This window comes from Dyadobacter sp. BE31, assembly GCF_031457695.1.
In the GTDB taxonomy this organism is placed as follows: Bacteria; Bacteroidota; Bacteroidia; order Cytophagales; family Spirosomataceae; genus Dyadobacter.
In genome coordinates this window covers 57,156-76,439 of record NZ_JAVDXA010000003.1, presented here as the reverse complement: position 1 = coordinate 76,439, position 19,284 = coordinate 57,156, and the positions used below count along the sequence as shown (strand labels likewise).

Annotated in this window: 23 protein-coding genes; 15 read left to right on the top strand and 8 right to left on the bottom strand. The window is 46.9% G+C overall.

The window, feature by feature from the left end; genetic code table 11:
* Window positions 1-103: 103 nt before the first annotated feature.
* Window positions 104-1,354 (top strand): phthiocerol/phthiodiolone dimycocerosyl transferase family protein, encoded by a 1,251-nt coding sequence (locus J2Y43_RS16025; protein WP_309984435.1) that lies wholly within the window; start codon window positions 104-106, stop codon window positions 1,352-1,354.
* Here J2Y43_RS16025 and J2Y43_RS16020 read toward each other — a convergent pair.
* Window positions 1,326-1,688 (bottom strand): helix-turn-helix domain-containing protein, encoded by a 363-nt coding sequence (locus J2Y43_RS16020; protein ID WP_309984433.1) that lies wholly within the window; start codon window positions 1,686-1,688, stop codon window positions 1,326-1,328. The genes J2Y43_RS16025 and J2Y43_RS16020 overlap by 29 nt on opposite strands.
* A 129-nt stretch (window positions 1,689-1,817) precedes the next feature.
* Between J2Y43_RS16020 and J2Y43_RS16015 the strand changes: the two genes are divergently transcribed.
* The 8 genes from J2Y43_RS16015 to J2Y43_RS15980 all read left to right on the top strand — a co-directional run bounded on the left by J2Y43_RS16015 (window position 1,818) and on the right by J2Y43_RS15980 (window position 7,728).
* The gene (locus tag J2Y43_RS16015; protein WP_309984431.1) at window positions 1,818-2,606 is read left to right on the top strand and encodes an SDR family oxidoreductase; all 789 of its coding nucleotides are present in this window, start codon (window positions 1,818-1,820) and stop codon (window positions 2,604-2,606) included.
* An 80-nt stretch (window positions 2,607-2,686) separates the two neighbouring features.
* A complete protein-coding gene (locus J2Y43_RS16010) occupies window positions 2,687-3,010 on the top strand; it encodes a nuclear transport factor 2 family protein (protein ID WP_309984429.1) in 324 nt (107 codons plus the stop codon).
* Window positions 3,011-3,099: 89 nt separating this feature from the next.
* Window positions 3,100-4,029: a hypothetical protein gene (locus tag J2Y43_RS16005; protein ID WP_309984427.1), complete on the top strand. Its 930-nt coding sequence runs from the start codon at window positions 3,100-3,102 to the stop codon at window positions 4,027-4,029.
* A gap of 147 nt (window positions 4,030-4,176) precedes the next feature.
* Window positions 4,177-5,082 (top strand): alpha/beta hydrolase, encoded by a 906-nt coding sequence (locus tag J2Y43_RS16000; RefSeq protein WP_309984425.1) that lies wholly within the window; start codon window positions 4,177-4,179, stop codon window positions 5,080-5,082.
* A gap of 98 nt (window positions 5,083-5,180) precedes the next feature.
* Window positions 5,181-6,023, top strand: coding sequence for a helix-turn-helix domain-containing protein (locus J2Y43_RS15995; protein ID WP_309984423.1), 843 nt, complete (start codon window positions 5,181-5,183; stop codon window positions 6,021-6,023).
* 263 nt (window positions 6,024-6,286) lie between these two features.
* A complete protein-coding gene (locus J2Y43_RS15990; RefSeq protein ID WP_309984421.1) occupies window positions 6,287-6,490 on the top strand; it encodes a tyrosine-type recombinase/integrase in 204 nt (67 codons plus the stop codon).
* Window positions 6,491-6,815: 325 nt separating this feature from the next.
* Window positions 6,816-7,397, top strand: a complete 582-nt coding sequence (locus tag J2Y43_RS15985) for a hypothetical protein (RefSeq protein WP_309984418.1) — start codon at window positions 6,816-6,818, stop codon at window positions 7,395-7,397.
* Window positions 7,398-7,554: 157 nt separating this feature from the next.
* Window positions 7,555-7,728 (top strand): hypothetical protein, encoded by a 174-nt coding sequence (locus J2Y43_RS15980; protein WP_309984416.1) that lies wholly within the window; start codon window positions 7,555-7,557, stop codon window positions 7,726-7,728.
* Between the two features lie 133 nt (window positions 7,729-7,861).
* On the opposite strand, the gene J2Y43_RS15975 is transcribed toward J2Y43_RS15980, so the two are convergent.
* From J2Y43_RS15975 to J2Y43_RS15965, 3 genes are all read right to left on the bottom strand, one after another.
* Entirely contained in the window at window positions 7,862-8,290 is a 429-nt protein-coding gene (locus J2Y43_RS15975; RefSeq protein WP_309984414.1) for a hypothetical protein, read from the bottom strand.
* An 819-nt stretch (window positions 8,291-9,109) separates the two neighbouring features.
* Window positions 9,110-10,081, bottom strand: a complete 972-nt coding sequence (locus tag J2Y43_RS15970) for a zinc-binding alcohol dehydrogenase family protein (protein WP_309984410.1) — start codon at window positions 10,079-10,081, stop codon at window positions 9,110-9,112.
* A gap of 72 nt (window positions 10,082-10,153) precedes the next feature.
* A complete protein-coding gene (locus tag J2Y43_RS15965) occupies window positions 10,154-10,738 on the bottom strand; it encodes a Crp/Fnr family transcriptional regulator (RefSeq protein WP_309984408.1) in 585 nt (194 codons plus the stop codon).
* Window positions 10,739-11,617: 879 nt separating this feature from the next.
* On the opposite strand from J2Y43_RS15965, the gene J2Y43_RS15960 reads away from it, so the two are divergent.
* On the top strand, window positions 11,618-12,490 hold the full coding sequence (locus J2Y43_RS15960) for an AraC family transcriptional regulator (RefSeq protein WP_309984406.1): 873 nt from the start codon (window positions 11,618-11,620) through the stop codon (window positions 12,488-12,490).
* A gap of 74 nt (window positions 12,491-12,564) precedes the next feature.
* Window positions 12,565-12,981 (top strand): ester cyclase, encoded by a 417-nt coding sequence (locus tag J2Y43_RS15955; RefSeq protein ID WP_309984404.1) that lies wholly within the window; start codon window positions 12,565-12,567, stop codon window positions 12,979-12,981.
* Window positions 12,982-13,112: 131 nt separating this feature from the next.
* Here J2Y43_RS15955 and J2Y43_RS15950 read toward each other — a convergent pair whose 3' ends face one another.
* From J2Y43_RS15950 to J2Y43_RS15935, 4 genes are all read right to left on the bottom strand, one after another.
* Window positions 13,113-14,228 carry an alpha/beta hydrolase-fold protein gene (locus tag J2Y43_RS15950; RefSeq protein ID WP_309984401.1) on the bottom strand — a complete coding sequence of 372 codons (1,116 nt, stop codon included), beginning with the start codon at window positions 14,226-14,228 and terminating at the stop codon, window positions 13,113-13,115.
* Window positions 14,229-14,932: 704 nt separating this feature from the next.
* The gene (locus tag J2Y43_RS15945) at window positions 14,933-15,532 is read right to left on the bottom strand and encodes a HEAT repeat domain-containing protein (RefSeq protein WP_309984399.1); all 600 of its coding nucleotides are present in this window, start codon (window positions 15,530-15,532) and stop codon (window positions 14,933-14,935) included.
* 153 nt (window positions 15,533-15,685) lie between these two features.
* Window positions 15,686-16,318, bottom strand: coding sequence for a hypothetical protein (locus tag J2Y43_RS15940; RefSeq protein WP_309984397.1), 633 nt, complete (start codon window positions 16,316-16,318; stop codon window positions 15,686-15,688).
* A 401-nt stretch (window positions 16,319-16,719) separates the two neighbouring features.
* Window positions 16,720-16,911 (bottom strand): SDR family oxidoreductase, encoded by a 192-nt coding sequence (locus J2Y43_RS15935; protein WP_309984395.1) that lies wholly within the window; start codon window positions 16,909-16,911, stop codon window positions 16,720-16,722.
* 40 nt (window positions 16,912-16,951) lie between these two features.
* On the opposite strand from J2Y43_RS15935, the gene J2Y43_RS33590 reads away from it, so the two are divergent.
* The 4 genes from J2Y43_RS33590 to J2Y43_RS15920 all read left to right on the top strand — a co-directional run bounded on the left by J2Y43_RS33590 (window position 16,952) and on the right by J2Y43_RS15920 (window position 19,273).
* Window positions 16,952-17,182, top strand: a complete 231-nt coding sequence (locus J2Y43_RS33590) for a GNAT family N-acetyltransferase (RefSeq protein WP_409014457.1) — start codon at window positions 16,952-16,954, stop codon at window positions 17,180-17,182.
* Window positions 17,183-17,228: 46 nt separating this feature from the next.
* Window positions 17,229-17,804: a Crp/Fnr family transcriptional regulator gene (locus J2Y43_RS15930; RefSeq protein ID WP_309984393.1), complete on the top strand. Its 576-nt coding sequence runs from the start codon at window positions 17,229-17,231 to the stop codon at window positions 17,802-17,804.
* A gap of 78 nt (window positions 17,805-17,882) precedes the next feature.
* On the top strand, window positions 17,883-18,359 hold the full coding sequence (locus tag J2Y43_RS15925) for a DUF2214 family protein (protein ID WP_309984390.1): 477 nt from the start codon (window positions 17,883-17,885) through the stop codon (window positions 18,357-18,359).
* 56 nt (window positions 18,360-18,415) lie between these two features.
* Window positions 18,416-19,273 (top strand): NAD(P)H-binding protein, encoded by an 858-nt coding sequence (locus tag J2Y43_RS15920; protein ID WP_309986655.1) that lies wholly within the window; start codon window positions 18,416-18,418, stop codon window positions 19,271-19,273.
* Window positions 19,274-19,284 lie beyond the last annotated feature (11 nt).

Below are 19,284 nucleotides of genomic sequence, written 5' to 3'. Positions count from 1 at the left end.
CATCAACTTTTGTCCATTCTCTCCCACATTTCAGCCTGCCAATTTTGCATTCAGTTTAAGGGAAGCGGCGCGGTGCCACTCCCTCACTTCAACTCAATGCATAATGAAAAGACAACAGAACCGCACATTAGGTGCATTCGAAAAAACGTTTTGGCTGCTGGATCAGATTGATTCAAAAGACTTCTGCCTGGCCGCCGACATCTGTGGAACACAACCCGTTGAAAAGTGGCGGAAAGCCATTGACATGGCCCAGCAACGCCATCCGAACCTTTCAGTAAGGGTGGTGCTCGACGGGTTAGGAAGACCAAGCTTACAGCATGCAGACAACCTGCATATTCCGCTCCGTGTGGTGCATGCAGAGCAGAACTATCGCTGGGAACAGGAAGTTGAAAAGGAGCTTTCCATAAGGTTCAATACAGCCGAAGGCCCGTTGCTACGGGTTGTTTTGGTTCAAAAGACAGACCGCACCGTCCTGATCCTGGCTGCAAACCATACCGTGGCAGATGGCACATCATTAAGCTATTTGACCCGGGATATATTGCTTGCCGTTACCGGAAAAGAGCTGGAATTAATGCAGCCGCAAGTGTCTAACGATGAAACCCTCGGCCTTGCGGAAGATGTGCCTGCGCAGGTTGTTGAGAAGGTGCTCGAACTGAAAATGAAGACGGCTGTGGTTAACCCGTTGGTTTCGTCGCACCGCTTTTCTGAAACCACAACCCACAACCTTCTCGAACGCGCAAGGCAGGAAAATACAAGCGTTCATGGCGCCATTTGTGCGGCCGTGCTAATAGCTTCAAGAAAACTGCGTCCAGAATGGGACCAGATCAAAATGGAGCTGGTTTCACCTGTTTGCACCAGGGCAGCGCTTGATCTGGACGATAACTTTGGGCTGAACATTACCACGCAGTCCGTGTTCTTTGAAAACCAGCGACATTTATCCTTCTGGGATCTGGCAAGGTTGGCGAAGGCCGGGCTCGGCGGGACCGGTTCTGTGGAATATACAACCGGTTATCTTTCGTTTTTCCGAGATCTCGTTTTCGGTCACAATGATATGCAGCAAATGCTGGATGCTTTGAAACAAGCATTTAACCACCACATTATGGTTACTAACCTGGTGCGGGTGAGATACAAAACGGAGTTCGGACCATTGAAGCTTGAAGCCTTGTATGGTCCAATGGTTCGGTCTGGAAAGGGAATGGAGCAGACAATCGGCGCATTGACAACCAATGGTTCGCTTGGCTTGACCAATACCAGCGATACGCCGATTCCTGGCCTGCTTGATGAAATGGGGCGAATCCTGGAAAAGGCTTGTCAGGAAAATGTGGTTACGAAGACAGTATGTTCTTTTCGATAAGCTCCCGCAAGCGCTGGTCATTCTGATCGCCCCACGCGCCGATCGCACCGATGACAGGGATCAGTGATTTTCCGAAATCGGTAAGATAATATTCTACTTTGGGCGGAACGACCGGGTAAATGATTTTCCCGACCAGCTCGTGGTTCTCGAGCTCTTTCAATTGCACATTCAACACCCGGCGGGATGCATCCGGAATTTTCCGTTGCAGCTCGCTGGGGCGTTGGAAGCCCTGGTGAATGAACCACAAAAGCCTCATTTTCCATTTGCCATATAGCACTTCACCGATCAGGTCGAGCCCGCAATTCAGGTTGGGCATTGTCTTTCTTTCATACATTCTGCAAATATAAACATATGCCTTTGGCGGTTCAATAGGGATAAATTTAGCCCTATCTGAATCGTAAATCCGTACTTGTCAGCAGGTAGCATTGTGCTGAAATTTGTCCTAAACAAAACCAGCAAGGACATGGATTTCAATTTCGAAAACGAACTAAAAGACAAAATTGCGCTTGTAACCGGGGGATCAAAAGGCGCCGGAAAAGCCATTGCAGACCGCCTTTTAAAAGCGGGCGCAACGGTGATCACTACCGCAAGAAACAATCCCGAAGACCATGGAAACGGCATTCATTTTATATCGGCCGATTTAAGCAAACCCGAAGGCACCCAAAAAGTGGTGGAAGAAATTCAGAAACGATTCGGTCGCCTGGATATTCTGGTCAATAACCTGGGCGGATCGGAAACGCCGGGCGGCGGCTTTGCCGTGCTCACCGACCAGCATTGGGAAGAATCCTTTCAAACCAATCTGCTAGCGCCCGTGCGGCTGGACCGCGGCTTCTTGCCCGGCATGATCGAGCAGCGCGGCGGTGTGATCATTCACATCGCGTCCATTCAGGCGAAGCTGCCTTTGTACGATTCCACATTGCCTTATGCGGCAGCGAAAGCTGCCTTGGTCAATTATAGCAAGAGCTTGTCGAATGAAGTCACCCCAAAAGGCGTACGTGTGCTCACCGTTTCGCCGGGCTGGATCATGACGAGCTCGTCAACCCGAATGCTGCAACGCATTGCCCAAAGCTCAGGCGTCACGACGGAGGAGGCTGAAAAAAGCGTCATCGATGCATTGGGAGGCATTCCGTTTGGCAGAGCAGCCTGGCCGGAGGAAGTTGCCGAGTTGGTCGGTTTCCTGGTCTCGCCCAGAGCAGGCTATCTCACCGGGACCGAATACATCATCGACGGCGGCACAGTCCGCACGATTTAAGCTAGCATTGACCATTTTACTCCATTCTCATTTTTTCAATACCAAAATCATTTGTTTAACAACATAAACCATTCATAATCATGAAACTTCCTGAAAACATAGCAGGCTTTATCAAAGCACAAAATGAAGCAGACAGCGCAGCATTTGCCAGTTATTTCACAGCACACGCAACCGTTTTCGACGAAGGCTCGTCCTACACCGGTAGAGAGGAAATCAAACATTGGATACAGGAGGCGACGGAAAAGTATAATATGCAAGTGACGCCCGTTGATTTCACGCAAAACGGCACAAAAGGAACGCTTTCAGTGGAAACAAGCGGCACGTTTCCGGGCAGTCCGGCAATGATGCATTACCACCTTGCTATGGAAAATGGATTGATTAGTTCGTTGAAAATTACAGGGTAACAGCCTGTTACTTTAGTTTGCAGGATTGTTTCGCAAAAGTTTGGACCTTGGCGAAGCAATCCTGTATACATTTCATTTTAATTTAAAACATGATCAGAAAATTGCGGTTCACATCAACAGTTGCAGGTTTAGTACTGCTGTGTTTCTCAACATCCACGTTTGCGCAAAAGGCAGATGCCCTGAACAATGCGGAAATTGCTCAAAGGGTCAAAATTGCCCCTGAAAGTGTCTTTAAAATGTTCCGCGACGCCGGCATGAAGCCAATTAACCGGACACTGACGTCCGCAGAAAAAGAAAAAGTGAGCAATGCGTTTGCCTTGTTGCCACCGCTCCACCAGCGGATTTTGAAACAACATTTGTTCAGCATCAGCTTTATGGATAATATGCCCAACACCGCGTTGACCTCGCCAGTTGATCCGGTCGGCGGGATTAAAATGTTTAACATCACTTTTCGAGGCGGCTTATTGAATGAAAATGTTTCAGAATGGGCGACGTGGAAAGAGAATACTTGCTTCACGCCCGCTGCGGATTCGAGTTACCAGGTACGCGTGGAAGGCGGTAACTTGGACGCGATCATTTATGTGCTCCTGCACGAGGCCACGCACATTGTCGATGTGGTAACCGGGATTACCCCGCATCTTGAAGATGCAGATGCAGTGGTGGAGCCGACAGCGTTCACAAAAGATATCTGGCGGCTGATGAATAAGCCTGCCGAGCCATACATTGATTCATTGCTGGAACATACTCGGTTCCGGAGCGGGAAGCCGGTTTCGAGCAGCCTCGCACCGGATGTTTATGCGAAGCTTTCGAAAACGCCTTTTCCTTCCTTATATGCGATGGCTGCGTGGTCTGAGGATGCCGCCGAGCTGGTCACAATCTATCACATGACCACCCGATTAAAGCAACCGTTTTATGTGGTTGTTACCAAAAATAATGTGGAAGTGGCCCGGTTTGAACCCATGAAAAATCCGCTGGTCAAAGGGCGATTGGGGCAGTTAGCGCCTTTCTACGAGCCATAATTTCATCTTACGGGAAAAATGTACAAGGAGCTTGGACTTTTATCCATTCTTCTGCGCGGTTTAACCTGCCACCTTTGTAATGTCAAAACACAATGACAATCTACTAATGGTTAGCAGATTAACTCAAAACTCAAACTTACTACTCGGATGAAAACTATCGCCTTGACTATCGCATTCCTTTTCATGTTTATCCAAAGCCAATCCCTTTTTGCACAAACACGTAAGCCCGCAGCATTCGGAAGAGAAGAATACATTGAAGTGGAGAAAAATGTAAAACTGCACGTGATCGACCTGGGCGAAGGTCAGCCCGTCGTACTCATCCACGGATGGCCGCTGAACAACGAGATGTACGAATATCAATACCAGTATCTGGTTGAAAAAGGGTTCAGGGTCATCGGCATTTCCCTCCGCGGTTTCGGAAAATCGGACAGACCTTACGGAAAATACGACTTCGATACTTTCTCCGACGACATTAAGGTGGTTTTGGAAAAACTGAAAATCGAGAACGCTACATTAGGCGGATTTTCAATGGGAAGCGCGGTAACATTGCACTTTATAACCAAATATAATGGGGCGCATATCAAAAAGTTAGCCTTATTCGGTGCGACCGGTCCATCATGGAAGCAACGCGAAGGCCATCCTTACGGCATCACTGAGCAAGGTGCTATCGATCTGATCAAACAGACCAAAACAAACCGGGAGCAATTGGTAGCAGGATTTGGAAAAGCATTCGAAGGCCAGGAAGGCGGACTTTCACCGGAATCGATCAAATGGTTAGAAAGCATCAACCTGAATGCATCACCTTACGCTACTACTCAGGCTATCAGCGCATTAGGTGATCTGGACTTACGCCCTGTGCTTGGAAAAATCAAAATGCCGGTTGCGATATTCCACGGTGTAAATGACAAATTGTGTGACTACGCTCAGGCTGAACAGCTTAACAAAGCCATCAAAGGATCTTACATTGTAAAATTTGAAAAAGGCGGACACGGGTTGTTTTTGGAAGAAATGGATAAATTCAACTCCGAGCTTGAAAAGTTTGCCAGAAACTAATTAAAACAAATTGTCCCTGTGAAGCGAATGATCGCTTCACAGGTTTTTCTCTATTTTGAGACAAAAAGTTCCAAGCCATTTCACAAGCGTATATAGTCATGAGTGCAACCGTTTTCAATAACAATTTAAAAACGCTGGGACTGCTGCAAGTAAGCAAGGAGCAAACGGAGATTATCAACGGGCCAGCCTATAAAGAATACATCAAGATTCTCTATCTGCCCGCTGGCTACAAGCTTAGGGTTGATTTTGCGTGTTACCATACCCAGCAGCCTACATTGTTTTTTATCAGCCCAAACCAATATCTTGAACTGGAAATAGCCGGTCAGGAAAGCGGCTATTTTATTTTCTACAACCGTGATTTTTACTGCATTCAGATTCACGATCAGGAGGTTGCCTGCGATGGTTTACTTTTCAACAACATCAGGAACATGCCCAAAGTAGAGCTCTTGGAAAACGAAATCGCTTTTCTCGGAGGCTTGTTTAAGGAAATGATCGGGGAATTTCAGTTGAATGACAGCTCGCTGGAAGAAATGATGCGCACCTACCTTAAACAACTCCTCATCCGCGCAACGCGCTCCTGGAAACGTCAGCATTTGACCCATGATGTCACTGACCAGCAAAGCGATCTGGAATTTTTTCGCAAATTCACCAGGCTTGTAGAGCAGCATTATAAATCCAAACACACCGTCGCAGATTACGCTGATTTTCTTTGCATGGCGCCCAAAACGATCACGCATAAATTCAACCGATTACGGTTACCACAACCTAATGAGGTGATTAAAAATCGAATTATCCTGGAAGCAAAACGCTTATTAGTCCATACTTCGCTAACAGCAAAAGAGATTGCTTACGAGCTCGGGTATAGTGACCCAGCATATTTCAGCAGGCTGTTTCAGACGAAAACGGGTGAATCCCCATCAAGTTTTCGGGTAAATTTCTAAGCGTGAAACTGCTTTGAAAACAATAATTGGGATCGATGTGTCGCATGCGTAACTTTTGCAGTTGCCCACGCAACTGCTTACATGCCGGCAGTCTGATGAACATCGCGACACTTCACAAGCAGTCTATACTAGCTTATTGACGTGGTTCGGAAACGAGGAAAAACACAGATCGGCGAAATCGTACCCATACTGCCAATTGTAGAAGAATTGATTGAGAAATACAAGGAGCATCCGCACTGCGTAGCCCACGATAACTGATCCCAGTGAACAGTAATTTCAGGTATAATACCTATTTGAAGGAGCTGGCAGATCTCTGTGATATTCGGGATGTCTCGGGGAGAATCAGGCGGCTCGATACCCATGACGCCAGACATTTCTTCGCCGATATGATGCTGAATAACGGCGTACCGTTGGAAGACGTGAGCAAAATGCTCGGCCATCGGAACTACTATGTTATTGCCGGGTGAGAAAATCTCGCATCAGCGAAAGTGTCGGGCTAGTAAAAGATAGGCTATTTACCAAAACCGGCAAGTTGCGATATGCATCGTAAGCATTGACCAAACAACCTGACTCAGCGGGCAACATTATAATGTTGATTGCGGGTCAGGTTGTAGACGTCAAAATAACCTCACAAAATCCGTCCTATTGCAGAAAACAAAGTACCTGGAGGCCATGAGATTTTGGACGTTCACCAAGATGAGCCCGATGGTGTAAGCTTACAATAGCATTCAGGCAGAACGGCGAGGTTTGGTGAATTTAAGCCGCAAATATGGTGCTAGTAAGACGCGGCGAGTGACCTGGCTGCAAACCACCCTTATCGCTCAGGACGAAGTCCATACAAATTTGCAACTTGGCTTTAGTGATGAAATATGGGTGTTTCTAAACCATCAGATGGTGCTGGTTGACAAGAACCTCTATCAATACAATATGCGTAAATATCCGGATGGAAGGATCTCGATTCAGAATGTGATCGCTCCGCTCAAGCTCAAGAAGGGGGAAAATGATCTGCTGATTGGGGTAGCTAACGACTTTTTCGGCTGGGGCCTCATGGCCCGATTAGAAAGCACTTATAACATCCAGGCGACAGGTCAGGTTGACCGGATACTTTCACTAGCCAAAGATCTGAACACTTTGGATGTGTCGCTTTATGAAGGCACCTATCGCAATGCAGATATACAATTTACACTGCAATTTACCAGGAAGGACAAAGCTCTACAAGTCCAGGTTTCCGGTCAAGAACCGGTAACTCTACAAGCGCTTGGCTACCACCGTTTCTTGTATCCAGCATCCAGCGCGGCATTCGACTTCGATCTGATCCATAAAATAGTGATTCTACGTCAAGGAAATGATAACAAAGAATTTGTCAAAGAGTAGATATCCGGTTGTGATGGAGCTTCATTATAGCCTTTCCTGCTCAAACCAGGCAAACTATCTAACTTGGTTAATCGGTCAGTATCTTCTCGTCGTCACCTAATTGAAGTAGCCAGGCTGCCTTTTGACCTTCATTTGCGAAGTGTCAAGTTCGCCAGGAATGTTTCGATGGGAAATAGCGACCTGCGCTACGTCAGCAGCTTCGGCAGCTCTTGCGGAAGCCAAAAAGCAAGGTAAAGCGCAGCTGAAAGCCATTCGAGACATTCTCGCGGCCACGCTCGACAACGGCGGCACCCTCGCCGGGGCAGTTTCTGTACTCCGTGAAGTCAAGTAGGCCGTGAACAGGGTCGAAGGAGCTGTGTGCAAGGCGCGGTACATTCAACCAACACCAGGGCAAATTTGATCAGCTAATAGGAGCGATTTCAAACCTTGCGGCACAGAACTATACTCGGGAAGGGTAACATCCATTACTTTTCCCGAGTATAGGAAGTAGCAGAACCGCCACAGGTTTCTATTATAATCGCATCGGCCATAGGCCGGGTTATTCTCATTTCAGGGCATGGAACACAATAGGTCGAGGCGCAAACAGGATCAGGCTCGGCGGGCGCTTGCGGCTTGGGAACGAACTCTTCTCCATCGATGAAAAATTTTTTCGGAAGACAGCACGGCACCTTACCATATTTGTTCAAAAAAACACCGTCATAGCGAAATTCGTAGACATTGGAATACTCTTTGGGTATGACTTCTGTGATGGTTGAATCTCCAACAGTCCGAATATGAGCGACCTCCCTCCATTTCCCCACGATCGAAGCGATTTGAGGTAGCGGCTCCGGATCATCTTTCTTGCACTGATCGAATGCGACCAACAATAGCATGGCAAGTGAAAGTCTTTTCATAACGGATTGTTTTTTATCCATATACACGTGGGGGGCGGTATTACAACTACTTTTCCCGAACATATGTTGATGTCCCTCCCCAGCAATTCTTCACTAGCAAAGTGTCGGGTACTGGCATGTATATTCTCACTTCCGGGCATGATCCGCAGAGAATGAAAGGACAAATTGATGGCTCAATGGGAGCCGTAGGCTGGGGAATGAATTCTCTATCTCTGAAAAAATATTTAGAAGGAGGACAGCATCCCAGCCTGCCATATCCGTCAACAATGACACCATCAGTCCGAATCTCGATTAACAGCGATCTACCCTGAACTGTCGTATCCGGTACCGTCGTCTTCCCATCTGTATCCGTGTAAGCTATTATTCGCCATTCACCGACAATCGGGGCAATATGGGTTAACGACATGAAGTCATCCTTCTTGCACTGCACAGAGACAACCAAAATCAAAACAAAGGCAAACACCTTCTTCATAGTCTACTGATTTTCTATGACTAAGATGCAAAAATAGACTTAACAGTTGTAACCGAATCTACAACAATCTAGTGAATCTCGGAACCACATTTATTTGCTTATGTCGAACAAAAAGTATAATTATTAGACTAATAAAATAATCATTTTATACTAGACTAATACATAAAAAAGACCATTCTGATAGACCTTCCAATCTGGAGAATTGGTGTCGTTGACCATCGGATTCCGTGTCAGATTGACCATCGATAGACTATTATACCCTAGTGACTTTCTCCCGAAATAGACTATCATTGAATTCCGAATTGAGGTGGTCAGTGGCTCCGAATTATCCACGTCATTGCCTAAATTTAAACCGTTACCACCAGGCGGTTGCCGCTGGAAACATCGAGTTGCCATACGCTGGAAATGTCGGATAACTTTGCTGTGATCGTCTCCAATTTCAATTTTCCTTCGGCGGCCAGACGGAACGCTTCGGGCAGGATTTCAGTGAGCGCCGCCGCAACATGCTGCCTTGGCCATGAACCCATTCCTGACCCGGTCAACTGCAAATCCACGCTGCGCAGGATAGCAGCCGAAAGCTGTATCAAGTCTCCCGACATGCTGCCCACGGATACATAGCTGACAGGATTGGTGAATATGCCATTGCCTTTCAGAACAGACAGGATAAGTTCGGCCGTGCGGCCCCATAGATAGTCGATCACGACGCCGATAGGGGTAGCCTTGTGCAAGGCTTCCAGCTGTGCAACGAAACCTGCGTCATCTCCCGTGATGGCAATCGTTTCATCAGCTCCTAGCGCCAGCAGCTCGGAAAGCGACTCTTGATTTCTGCCGGTACCGATTATCTTTTTTGCACCATAATGCCGGGCCAATTGTATGGCCATTCGTCCGGTAACACCAGTTGCCCCATTGACCAGCACGATGTCACCGGCCTGGATTTTTGCCTTAAATTTTAGCGCCATCGCAGCCCCGATTACCGCATTGGGCAATGCCGCCGCCATGGCATCATTCAGTCCGTCGGGTATTTGGACAATGCGGTTCCTGTGAATGATTGCTTTTTCGGCCATCATACCGCTGACGCCCATGCCATACACACGCCTGCCATCATCAAGCAGGCACATGCCGTCGATACCAGGTACCTGAGATGTTGCAGGCTGGTTCCCGCTGCTATAATGTTTGCCGGAGGCAATGCTTTTATCCAGTTGCTTGACGGCCACTGCCTTTACTGTAACCAGTACTTCGTCCTCGTTTTGAACCTGCGGTTCGGGAATCTCTGCATATTGGGGTAATCCGCTATTGGGATATATCACTGCTGCTTTCATTTTCTATTTGTTTTAGTTTATCCCAAAATTAGGATGGGCAGCAGCGCCCCGACGATAACATCTGTTACTAAATCAGAAATGCTCCCTGCCCCTCGCAAGTTTGCTTTTAATCCGGCTCAGATGCACCGAGCTCACGCCCAGATAGGAAGCAATGTAATGCTGCTGCACCCGCTTGACGATATGTGGACGCTGGGTCAGCAAACGCAGGTAACGTTCTTCCGGCGTATCGCGGATAAAAGAAACCAGCTCATCATTGTAGCGTTTGTGCCGTGCCGCAGAAATGCCCAAAATGATCTGGACAAAGCTCGGCTCGTGGCTGAGCTCGTCCATCAGCTCTAGCACGTGTGTCCTGGAAAGCAGGTAGACGACCGATGGTTCGATCGTTTCGATCGTAAATAGGCTTGGCAGCTCGTTAACGAAGCTGTCGAAAGAGGACAAGCCAGAATTCTCAAAGAAGAACTGGACGGTTTTGTCGACGCCATCTTTATCAAAATAAGCTCTGACACAACCTGTCTCTATCAGAATGTAATTTTGTGACACTTGTCCCTCTTTCAGCAATGCGGTCTTAGCCGGTACTTCCATCCGCTGCATATGGGGAAGGTATTTTTCCCAGTAGACATTTAGCTGCGGGAATTGTTCCCTGAAATGAAAAATCATAGAATATCGCAGGAATTAAAACATTGGGCGGCAGGTCTTAGCGGCCAATCTAGCTTTCAGATTAGGTCTCGTCCACTTAAAGTAGATACTCAAGCTAGGTCTCACGCTGCATCGACAAATAACTGATAATTAGGCTACTAAACAGGTTGCAAGCATTGACATATAATAACTAGCGCAATGTAACGAAGTCAACAGCAATAGTTCTGTTGCAGGAAAGGGATTTAAGCGGTCGGAGGTAATTATTTGATACTCGTAAGCCATATTTTGCCATTCAGATGAGGCTTCATGACTAAGAGTTCAGCCCCTTCCTGGTCAATCAGCGCTTCATTGAAAAGACCTCGGTGCTTAAAAGTGTAACCTCTCTCGACATTGCCAATATGTGTCACTATAACAACGTCTCCATATTAGTTCAGGGCGAATGTCATGAGCTGGCGGTCTGCCTCCTTTACTTCAATGGTTGTGCCCCAAAACCCTTTGGGGGCAACTTGATAGGTTTCCTGGTTGGCCATTTCAATTACCGCTGTAAAAGAAAACCAGCTTTTGTAAGAAAGCTTGCCAATGAATGGATTCTCCCCGAGTTAAATCAAAGATAAGGAGCTGATTGATTTGCTTGATATTCTGCCATAGTGGTATTTATTTTAATTTAGTTTTGGTTGATTTACAAACCTTCCATGACTTTGATTTTGAGTTCGGGATCCCGACGGAAAAGGCGTTCACAAAACTGAGCGATAGGCGGATCACGCAATGTTTCCCCCTGAGTCTCGCAAAACGCATAATGCATTGGTGCGCCAAAGCTGGATCGATTCGATCAGACATCGACATCCTGATGCACCGGCCTGGATAATATTGGCGGATGAAGTAGAAATATAACTTTGAAAAATGAATACCTACTATTTGCCTGATGACCTTTTGGATGACACTGCGGCGGGGCCCGACCAGGTTGTCTTACGGTATTACGATTCGGATCGGGATTCGGTAAGAAACAGGATCGTGTTGAACCAAAACATGATCAATTTACTCGTGAGCGGGAAGAAAACCATTATCTATCCCGATGCGACGGCGGTAGTGAATGAGGGCGAGCTTGTCGTACTATCAACCGGTAATGTGCTTACTTCCGAGCTGCTTGCTGGCACGGATCGGTTTACAAGCATTCTCTTTTATTTTAGTAACCAGGTGTTCAACCGGTTTCTGATCAAGTACGAGCATCTGCTCAAACAAAATACTCCGAAGGGCGATAAGCAGTCCTTTTTAATTTTCAGACAAGACAGTTTCATTAAGCACTTCATCGCCTCCTTACAAATCGTACTTAGCAATGGCGGGAGTTTGCCGGCAGAAATCCGGTTGCTTCGAATTGAAGAACTCTTATTGTATCTTCTTCAATCCGATCCTGAAAGGTTTCGCGCAATAGAAATTCTGACCCGAAACAAGCAGCAATTGCAGATTAAGAAAGTTATCGAAAGCCAGATTGGTCAGCCGACTACCGTGGACGACCTGGCGTTTCTCTGCCACATGAGCACTTCCACATTCAAAAGAAAGTTCCGTGAGATTTATCATACCTCCCCGCAGAAATGGCTGCTCGCCCGCAGACTTGAATTAGCTGCGGATCTGCTCAAATCGTGTGACGAAAGCCCCTCAGGCATTTATATGAAGGTGGGCTATCAGAACCATTCCAGTTTTTCAGAAGCATTCCGGAATCACTTCGGAAGTACGCCGAGCGATTTCCAGCAAAAGCATTTGAACGTCGCGCCGTAGTTCTTGACTGTCTATCCCTAACTGTACCGCTGGCCGTGCCAGTACTTTTGAGTCATCAAATAAACACAGTACTTATGGAAACAATGACGGAAAAGAACAAAGCAGTGGTACGCCGCTTCAATCAGGAAGTAATTGGCGAGGGTAACCTCGATAGTTTTAAAGAGCTCATGGACGAGCAGTTTGTGAACCGCTCTGCACCCGAAGGCATGAATAACGGCCCGGATGGCATGATTTACTTTTTTAATGAAATTCTTCGCCCGGGTATGCCTGACGTTCATGTTACAATTCACCAGCAGGTTGCCGAAGCGGATTTAGTCACTACACGCAAAACTATTGGCGGTACTCATACCGGCACTTTCCTGGGCATTCCGGCAACCGGACGGGCGATTAACATCGATGTGATTGATATTGTCAGGGTAAAGGATGGCAAATATTTTGAGCATTGGGGAATCACTTCGCTGCCGGAAATATTGTCGCAACTACAAAATTAGCGTGCTTGCAGCAATAGTGCATTGATTGATTACACGTCCCGCGCCATGCTGGTTTAGCGCGGTGCGGGACTTTTGTACGCTACCGCTCTTATGTAGCCGAAATGGATTACACCTGATTCACAAGGTTGCCTTTATTTAAACAAGAGCGGCGCCAACTGATACAGGCTGCGGCGCCAGGTAAGAAACTCATGCGCTGTACCCTCGGAAACGTATGAAACCGAATTATATCCAGCCGTTTTCAGGGCAGAAGCCGCATTTCTCACGCCGTCGGGTTTTTCTTTACTACCTGCACTGAGGAAAACGAGCTTGGGCTTGGTTTTGTCTTTCAGATCCTCAGGTGAGTACACCCCTCCGCTGAGTAGTGCATAGTAGCCGAAAACGTCTGGCTTGTTGAGCGTAATCATCCGTGTTTCCATTCCTCCCATGGAAAGGCCTGCCATAGCGCGTTTCTCGCGGCTAGCTAATGTTTTGAAAGTAGATTCCACATACGGGATAAGCTCATCAACCAGTACGGTCTGGAAAGCTTCGATCTTAAATTCCCTTATCTTTCCCATTTTAACCTCGTTGGTCATACCATACGTCATCACAATGATGAAAGGCTCAATTTTGCCATCTGCAATCAGGTTGTCCATAATCAGGTTTGCACGGCCCTGGTTACTCCAGGCAGTTTCGTCTTCTCCCCATCCATGCTGCAAGTATAGTACCGGGTAACGTCTATTTCCCTTTTCATATCCGGGAGGGGTATAAACAAATGCACGACGGGTAGTACCTGTGCTTTTCGACGGGAACAATATTTGTTGCACATGACCGTGAGGCACATTCTTTAGCTGATAAAAGTCCTGATCGTTAGCCGGGATCTCAATACCACTTTCCCAGCGAACCGAGCCGTAATAGTTCAGTGTACCCGGATCATTAAAGGTTCCTCCATCTACATTAAGATGGTAATAATGAAAACCCTCGTCCATGGGTCCCTCGGTGGTCCCTGTAAAAAAGCCTTCCGGATTTTTAATGAGTTTGGTGCCGCCCCTTCCGCCAAGTCCCAGGCTTACCCTTACACTATCTGCCTGTGGTGCCTTGATCCGGAAACGGACATATCCTTGAGAATTCACCTGAGGATATTCCTGGCCGGGCTGATTAAGTTCCGAAGGCTTAAAGTCGTCCTTGACAGCTGCCTTTTCCACCTGTGCCCAAGCAGCTCCCGCGGTTAGAGAAGCTGTCAGAATAAAAGCAAAACATTGTTTATTCATCTGCTTTTAATTAAAATGCCTGTTTAGAAATGCTCATTATTATTCAACACGGAAAAATCAAAAATGAGCTTACCACCGGTTAAAAGTGGTCGTACGGAAAACCTACTTACATGATGTCACTTATCGTCAACAAAAATCTCCCATTAGACCATAATGACGACGGCAATTGCCTTTGAAATTAGAAAATACAAGAGTTGTTACCCCCAGGTAGCTCTATGAAAATGTCCTTCAAAAGGTTAAGGTTCCCTCCTAAAGTAAAATACAATCATGTAGCATTTTGTGTACAGATTTCTTACTTGGCTTTATTTTCGAAGATCGAGATGAGTTCATCGAACGCAGTTACCATTACATAACTAAGATTTCCTCCGTCGCGAAATCCGACGGAGGAAACTCGATAACAGGATCGAATAAAGACTTCATCTAGTCAAACAAAGACACCTCGCGTGATCGATCTTGTAACTAAGTGCTCCCTACGGCACAAAAGTCGAATCATTTGCTGGAAGATTTGAGGAAGTTAGCTGCGCTGTTTGAGATGCGTTAACAGATCCGGCAGGTCCAAGTCAGGTGACGTCAGAGCGTTCCCTCATCCATGATTAGTCCCCAAAATCGGATTAGATCTCTTATGTAGCCAACATCCATTTTGTTGCTAGGTTTTTGAAGTTCATCTGACTTCTATTTTTTGGCTAGTATGGCTTGAAAAACGGCTATCGCGAAGCAACCAGCTTAGAGGTGAAGGCAACCCTACGATCAGCTAAATCCCAGTTGGCAACTTCACTTTTGACCAGATCAGGAAATTTTCGGGCAATATCGCGAAGCGCATTCCCCACAGACTTTCTAAGGTACTCGCTTTCATGTGCCCTATTTCTTGCGATCAGCTGAATCGCCTCCAAAGGATGATCCTTAAAATAGGGACGGCTCGTCCATATCCTGAGCCCCTCGGTAACGGCCCGTCTCACATTGGGATGATCGTTTGTGATCCACTGCTGGATACTGCCCAACACCCGGCCATAACCCAGCATCCGGCAATAATGATCAAGAGCCTTAGCCAGCATTTCCTGCACGCGCCAATTGGGGTCCGCAGCAACTTTTGTGAGCAGCAGGTCCAGCGCTTTCATATCGTTGGCGCTCAGTTGTCCAAGCATATGCGTCGCCAGCATTCTTCCCTGATAGCTTTCGTCATCTAACAGCGCAAGGGCCATGCCAAAGTGATTCAGAGTCGAATCTTCCAGGAGTTCATCCCCTGCTTCAACAATATGCTTGAAACCATGTTCTATTTGTTTCAGTCTTTCGATCAGTACTTTCATATTCCCAATTTCACTGATTAACAACATAAATTCCAATGTCGCTGTACTTCACATGAACGCCGCAAAGATTGCATTTCTTACCGAGCAAATGCCAGTGAATTGCTGTAAACTGAGCAAAAACGACTATGACATGTTCATATCCGGCGTAACGTGTTATTTCTCTTTTTTAGGTAATTGAAGAATCTGTATTGATCCTCCGGCGCTGTATCCTGACAGCTGCACAAATACATGATCCCCTGCTTTTCTCCGGATTGCGTAAACTCTCACCAAAGTGTTGGTATAATCAATAGAGCCCTCCTCACCAAAATAGGTTGCCTCATCTTTGATTCTGTCCAGCTCTTGTTGCGGAACTCTTCCCTGGAACAACAGCACCCCGCCGGCCGCCATAATCAGGTCTTTATAACTCTTTTCGAAATAGGGTAAAGACCACTCTTTCCCAGTGACACTCGTTAAAAATGCTTTGTAAACCTTTCCTTCAATAGGCACCATACCCTTCCGCGTTGGAAAAAACAGCCGATCGAAATCACGGATAAGTGGCTTATTCAGAGGCACTATGTCGGCCGGAGGATTAAAGACGGGGAACTGGGTCAATTCGTTTTCGCTGAATGGAAGATTGCTCAAATCAATGGAATCCGGAAGTACTTCCAGTAATGTTTCCCGCGCAGGCAAGGCTGCATCAGTTTGCAATGTTGACGTCCCATGGACGGTATCCGCTTTACCAGACCTATTAAAGACAATCAAAGGAACTGTAAAAATTAACGACATTAAAATGGCTTTACTTTTCATTCTTGTTAACTGTTTTGTAGTGGGTAAAAGATCATTTCTGCATTGTAGAGCAAATTTGGGCCAAAGCCCGTTCAAAGAAAAGTTTATTTTATATGAGGTAACCTTAGCCGTCAAACATTCCCGTCCTCATGCTTTTTTATCTTTGGGGGTTATCAGATATGATAAAAACATATTGGGGAGCCAGCTTAGCCATGCCACAAGAATCTAAGCTTTGATGAAATCTTCATAAACAGCGCCCAGCACGGGGAATAAAACGCTCCTTTGTTATTCCTCCGTACTTGGTTTTGAAATGGCAAAGTACGCCTGAGCATCAATCTCCGGTGCCGCCTGTTGCAAAAAGAAACAAAAAGCCCGTCAAATCGTTGAATTTACGGGCTTTCTGCTCGTGACGGCCAACCAGGTTATAAAAGTCCGCCCGAAACTGTAATCCGCTCGCCTGTTACCCAGCCCGCCTCATCCGAAGCCAGGAATACGGCAACCTTTGCGATATCTTCCGGCTGACCGATCCGTCCCAGTGGTGTGAGAGGAAGCATTTGTTTTTCAATGTCTCCGCCGATGATTCCCATTTCGTGGTTTCCCTCAGTGTCGGTCACGCTGTTGTAGGTTCTATCATGCTGGGAAGCAGATCATTTCATTCATTGCCTTTACATAAAATCCGAATTCCACAAGGCTGGTATTGGCAAAGCATTGATGCAGGTATGCCTGGATCAAGTGGGGCAACCAGCAACCTTAAAGTGCATTATCGCCAATACTGACGCCATCGCATTTTACCAAAAGCGGGGCTGGCAGATTGCCGGTACGGGAGATAACGCAGAAGGGCCTTATGCTTTAATGGGGTTAGGTAAAAAAACTGTTCAGCGCTAAATTCGGATCACGCTCTGCGGCCCAAATTCAATCTTTACTTTTGCGAATGGACCTATTGATCGACACCATTCAGCGCTATATTTCTCTTTCGCCAGAAGAAGAGGGTATTATCCGAAATCTGTTTCGCGAACAAAAATTCGGCAAAGGCGAACATCTGCTTCTGGCAGGCCAGGTCTGTAAAAACATTTTTTTTATTGAACAAGGCCTCGTCCGCTATTATGTCAGTATTGACGGGGAGGAAAAAACGAGCTACTTCAACAAAGAGGGCGAGTTCGTTTGTGATTATTCGAGCTTTCTGCCGCAGCAACCTGCACAAACCAACATCCAGGCCCTCGAGGAGGCTATCGTATATAGCATCAGCAAGTCCGATATAGAGGTACTCTATCAGCGGGTGAGAGAAGGAGACCGGTTTGGCCGGTTGGCGCTTGGGGAAGTCTATGTAACCGCGATCCATCAGATCAGCTCACTCTATGCCGACTCGCCAGAGCAGCGTTACCAGAACTTCTTTGATAATTTCCCCGACATTGCCCAGCGCATACCACAATATTACATTGCTTCCTACGTGGGCATCAAACCCCAATCACTAAGCCGCATTCGAAAAAGATTAGCGCAAAAGCATTAATTAACCTGGGTGAATGATCCGGCGTGTTGAGATCGCGAGATTTGTCATGTCAAACGATAACAACATGAAAACAAAAAAATGGACATCTTCACATTAAGACAACTATTCCTGGTTTTCCACCTTTCCGGTATGGTGCTGATGATTGGCACGACCGTCGCGGAGTTTGTAGTATTCCGCGTGTTTGTGAAGCTACTGAGCTCGCACGACAAAGCGGTGGCCGGTATGCTCAAACTGATGTCAGGTTTGGGCAAGCTCTTACCGGTCGGCGGAGTATTATTGCTCATTTCCGCGATCGGACTGATGGCAGTTACCGAGGGCATCTATCTGTCGCAGCTCTGGCTTCAGGTCAAACTTGCGCTCATCCTGCTGCTGCCTGTAAATGGCATGCTGATAGGCAATAGGGAGATGAAACGTTTAAAAAGCAGTCTGTCCATTGAAGGTGACGGTCCAGATACGGCAACCCCATCGTCGATAATGAAACTCAACAGGTTTTACCTCGTTCAACTGCTGGTATTTTTCTCGATCATCATCCTGGCGGTTTTTAAATTCACCTGATTGCAATGCTCAGATGCATCATTTGGCCTGGTTTGGTAAGGCGGTGGTCCAGGTAGATTTCAAACTGTTCTCTACACCGCGTAGCTGTAAACAAACAAGAGGCCATTGAAGCCTTCGGCGCTTCGGCTGCCATCGGCTCGATTGCCGATGCTGATTTCCTGACAGCCACCTTTCAGGGTGCGGATGCGGTGTATGCTATGATCCCGCTTAGTTTTACAGAACCCGACCTGGGTAGTTACCTGCGGCGAATGGCTAACAACTATATGCAGGCTTTAAAGACCGCCCAGGTAAAACGGGTGGTCGTGATGAGCGGTTGGGTGGCCGACCTGATCAAAAGCGAAAACGTGGAAAGCGAATTTGACAATCTGGATGCTTCGATCACCGTCATACGCCCCGGATCATTTTACACGAACTTCTTTCAGAATATCGACCTGATCAAGGGCAAAGGCCTGATAGGCAAACTGCTGACGCTGCGCTACTCTGGCCTTTGGGCATTGTTGACAGGAAAGACCGGCCTGCTGATGGGCAACTGCGGCGGCGATGACCGGATCATATTCGTTTCGCCCAGAGACATTGCCGATGCGGTTGCCGAAGAGCTGCTTTTGATGCCAGAAAACAAAACCATCCGTTACGTGGGTAGTGACGAGTTGACCTGTAACGAAGCGGCCAGGATTATCGGCACGGCGGTGGGCAAGCCTTGGCTGAAATGGGTGCTGCTAAGCGATAAAACGATGCTGCAAGCTTTGAAGATGGCCAAAGTGCCTGAAAAACTGGCACAGACCTTAGTGGAGATGCAGGCGGCCATGCACAGCGGCAAGCCGCTCAAAAATTTCCACCGCAATAACCCTAGAATGGGGAAGATTAAACTTGCCGATTTTGCCAAAGAGTTTACCCAGGTATACCGCCAAAAATAGTATCTTGTGTT

Excerpts from the sequence above, each read along its gene's own strand:
- J2Y43_RS16025 (WP_309984435.1), top strand. The coding sequence starts at position 104 with ATGAAAAGACAACAGAACCGCACATTAGGTGCATTCGAAAAAACGTTT.
- J2Y43_RS16020 (WP_309984433.1), bottom strand. The coding sequence starts at position 1,688 with ATGTATGAAAGAAAGACAATGCCCAACCTGAATTGCGGGCTCGACCTG.
- J2Y43_RS16015 (WP_309984431.1), top strand. The coding sequence starts at position 1,818 with ATGGATTTCAATTTCGAAAACGAACTAAAAGACAAAATTGCGCTTGTA.
- J2Y43_RS16010 (WP_309984429.1), top strand. The coding sequence starts at position 2,687 with ATGAAACTTCCTGAAAACATAGCAGGCTTTATCAAAGCACAAAATGAA.
- J2Y43_RS16005 (WP_309984427.1), top strand. The coding sequence starts at position 3,100 with ATGATCAGAAAATTGCGGTTCACATCAACAGTTGCAGGTTTAGTACTG.
- J2Y43_RS16000 (WP_309984425.1), top strand. The coding sequence starts at position 4,177 with ATGAAAACTATCGCCTTGACTATCGCATTCCTTTTCATGTTTATCCAA.
- J2Y43_RS15995 (WP_309984423.1), top strand. The coding sequence starts at position 5,181 with ATGAGTGCAACCGTTTTCAATAACAATTTAAAAACGCTGGGACTGCTG.
- J2Y43_RS15980 (WP_309984416.1), top strand. The coding sequence starts at position 7,555 with ATGTTTCGATGGGAAATAGCGACCTGCGCTACGTCAGCAGCTTCGGCA.
- J2Y43_RS15975 (WP_309984414.1), bottom strand. The coding sequence starts at position 8,290 with ATGAAAAGACTTTCACTTGCCATGCTATTGTTGGTCGCATTCGATCAG.
- J2Y43_RS15970 (WP_309984410.1), bottom strand. The coding sequence starts at position 10,081 with ATGAAAGCAGCAGTGATATATCCCAATAGCGGATTACCCCAATATGCA.
- J2Y43_RS15965 (WP_309984408.1), bottom strand. The coding sequence starts at position 10,738 with ATGATTTTTCATTTCAGGGAACAATTCCCGCAGCTAAATGTCTACTGG.
- J2Y43_RS15960 (WP_309984406.1), top strand. The coding sequence starts at position 11,618 with ATGAATACCTACTATTTGCCTGATGACCTTTTGGATGACACTGCGGCG.
- J2Y43_RS15955 (WP_309984404.1), top strand. The coding sequence starts at position 12,565 with ATGGAAACAATGACGGAAAAGAACAAAGCAGTGGTACGCCGCTTCAAT.
- J2Y43_RS15950 (WP_309984401.1), bottom strand. The coding sequence starts at position 14,228 with ATGAATAAACAATGTTTTGCTTTTATTCTGACAGCTTCTCTAACCGCG.
- J2Y43_RS15945 (WP_309984399.1), bottom strand. The coding sequence starts at position 15,532 with ATGAAAGTACTGATCGAAAGACTGAAACAAATAGAACATGGTTTCAAG.
- J2Y43_RS15940 (WP_309984397.1), bottom strand. The coding sequence starts at position 16,318 with ATGAAAAGTAAAGCCATTTTAATGTCGTTAATTTTTACAGTTCCTTTG.
- J2Y43_RS15930 (WP_309984393.1), top strand. The coding sequence starts at position 17,229 with ATGGACCTATTGATCGACACCATTCAGCGCTATATTTCTCTTTCGCCA.
- J2Y43_RS15925 (WP_309984390.1), top strand. The coding sequence starts at position 17,883 with ATGGACATCTTCACATTAAGACAACTATTCCTGGTTTTCCACCTTTCC.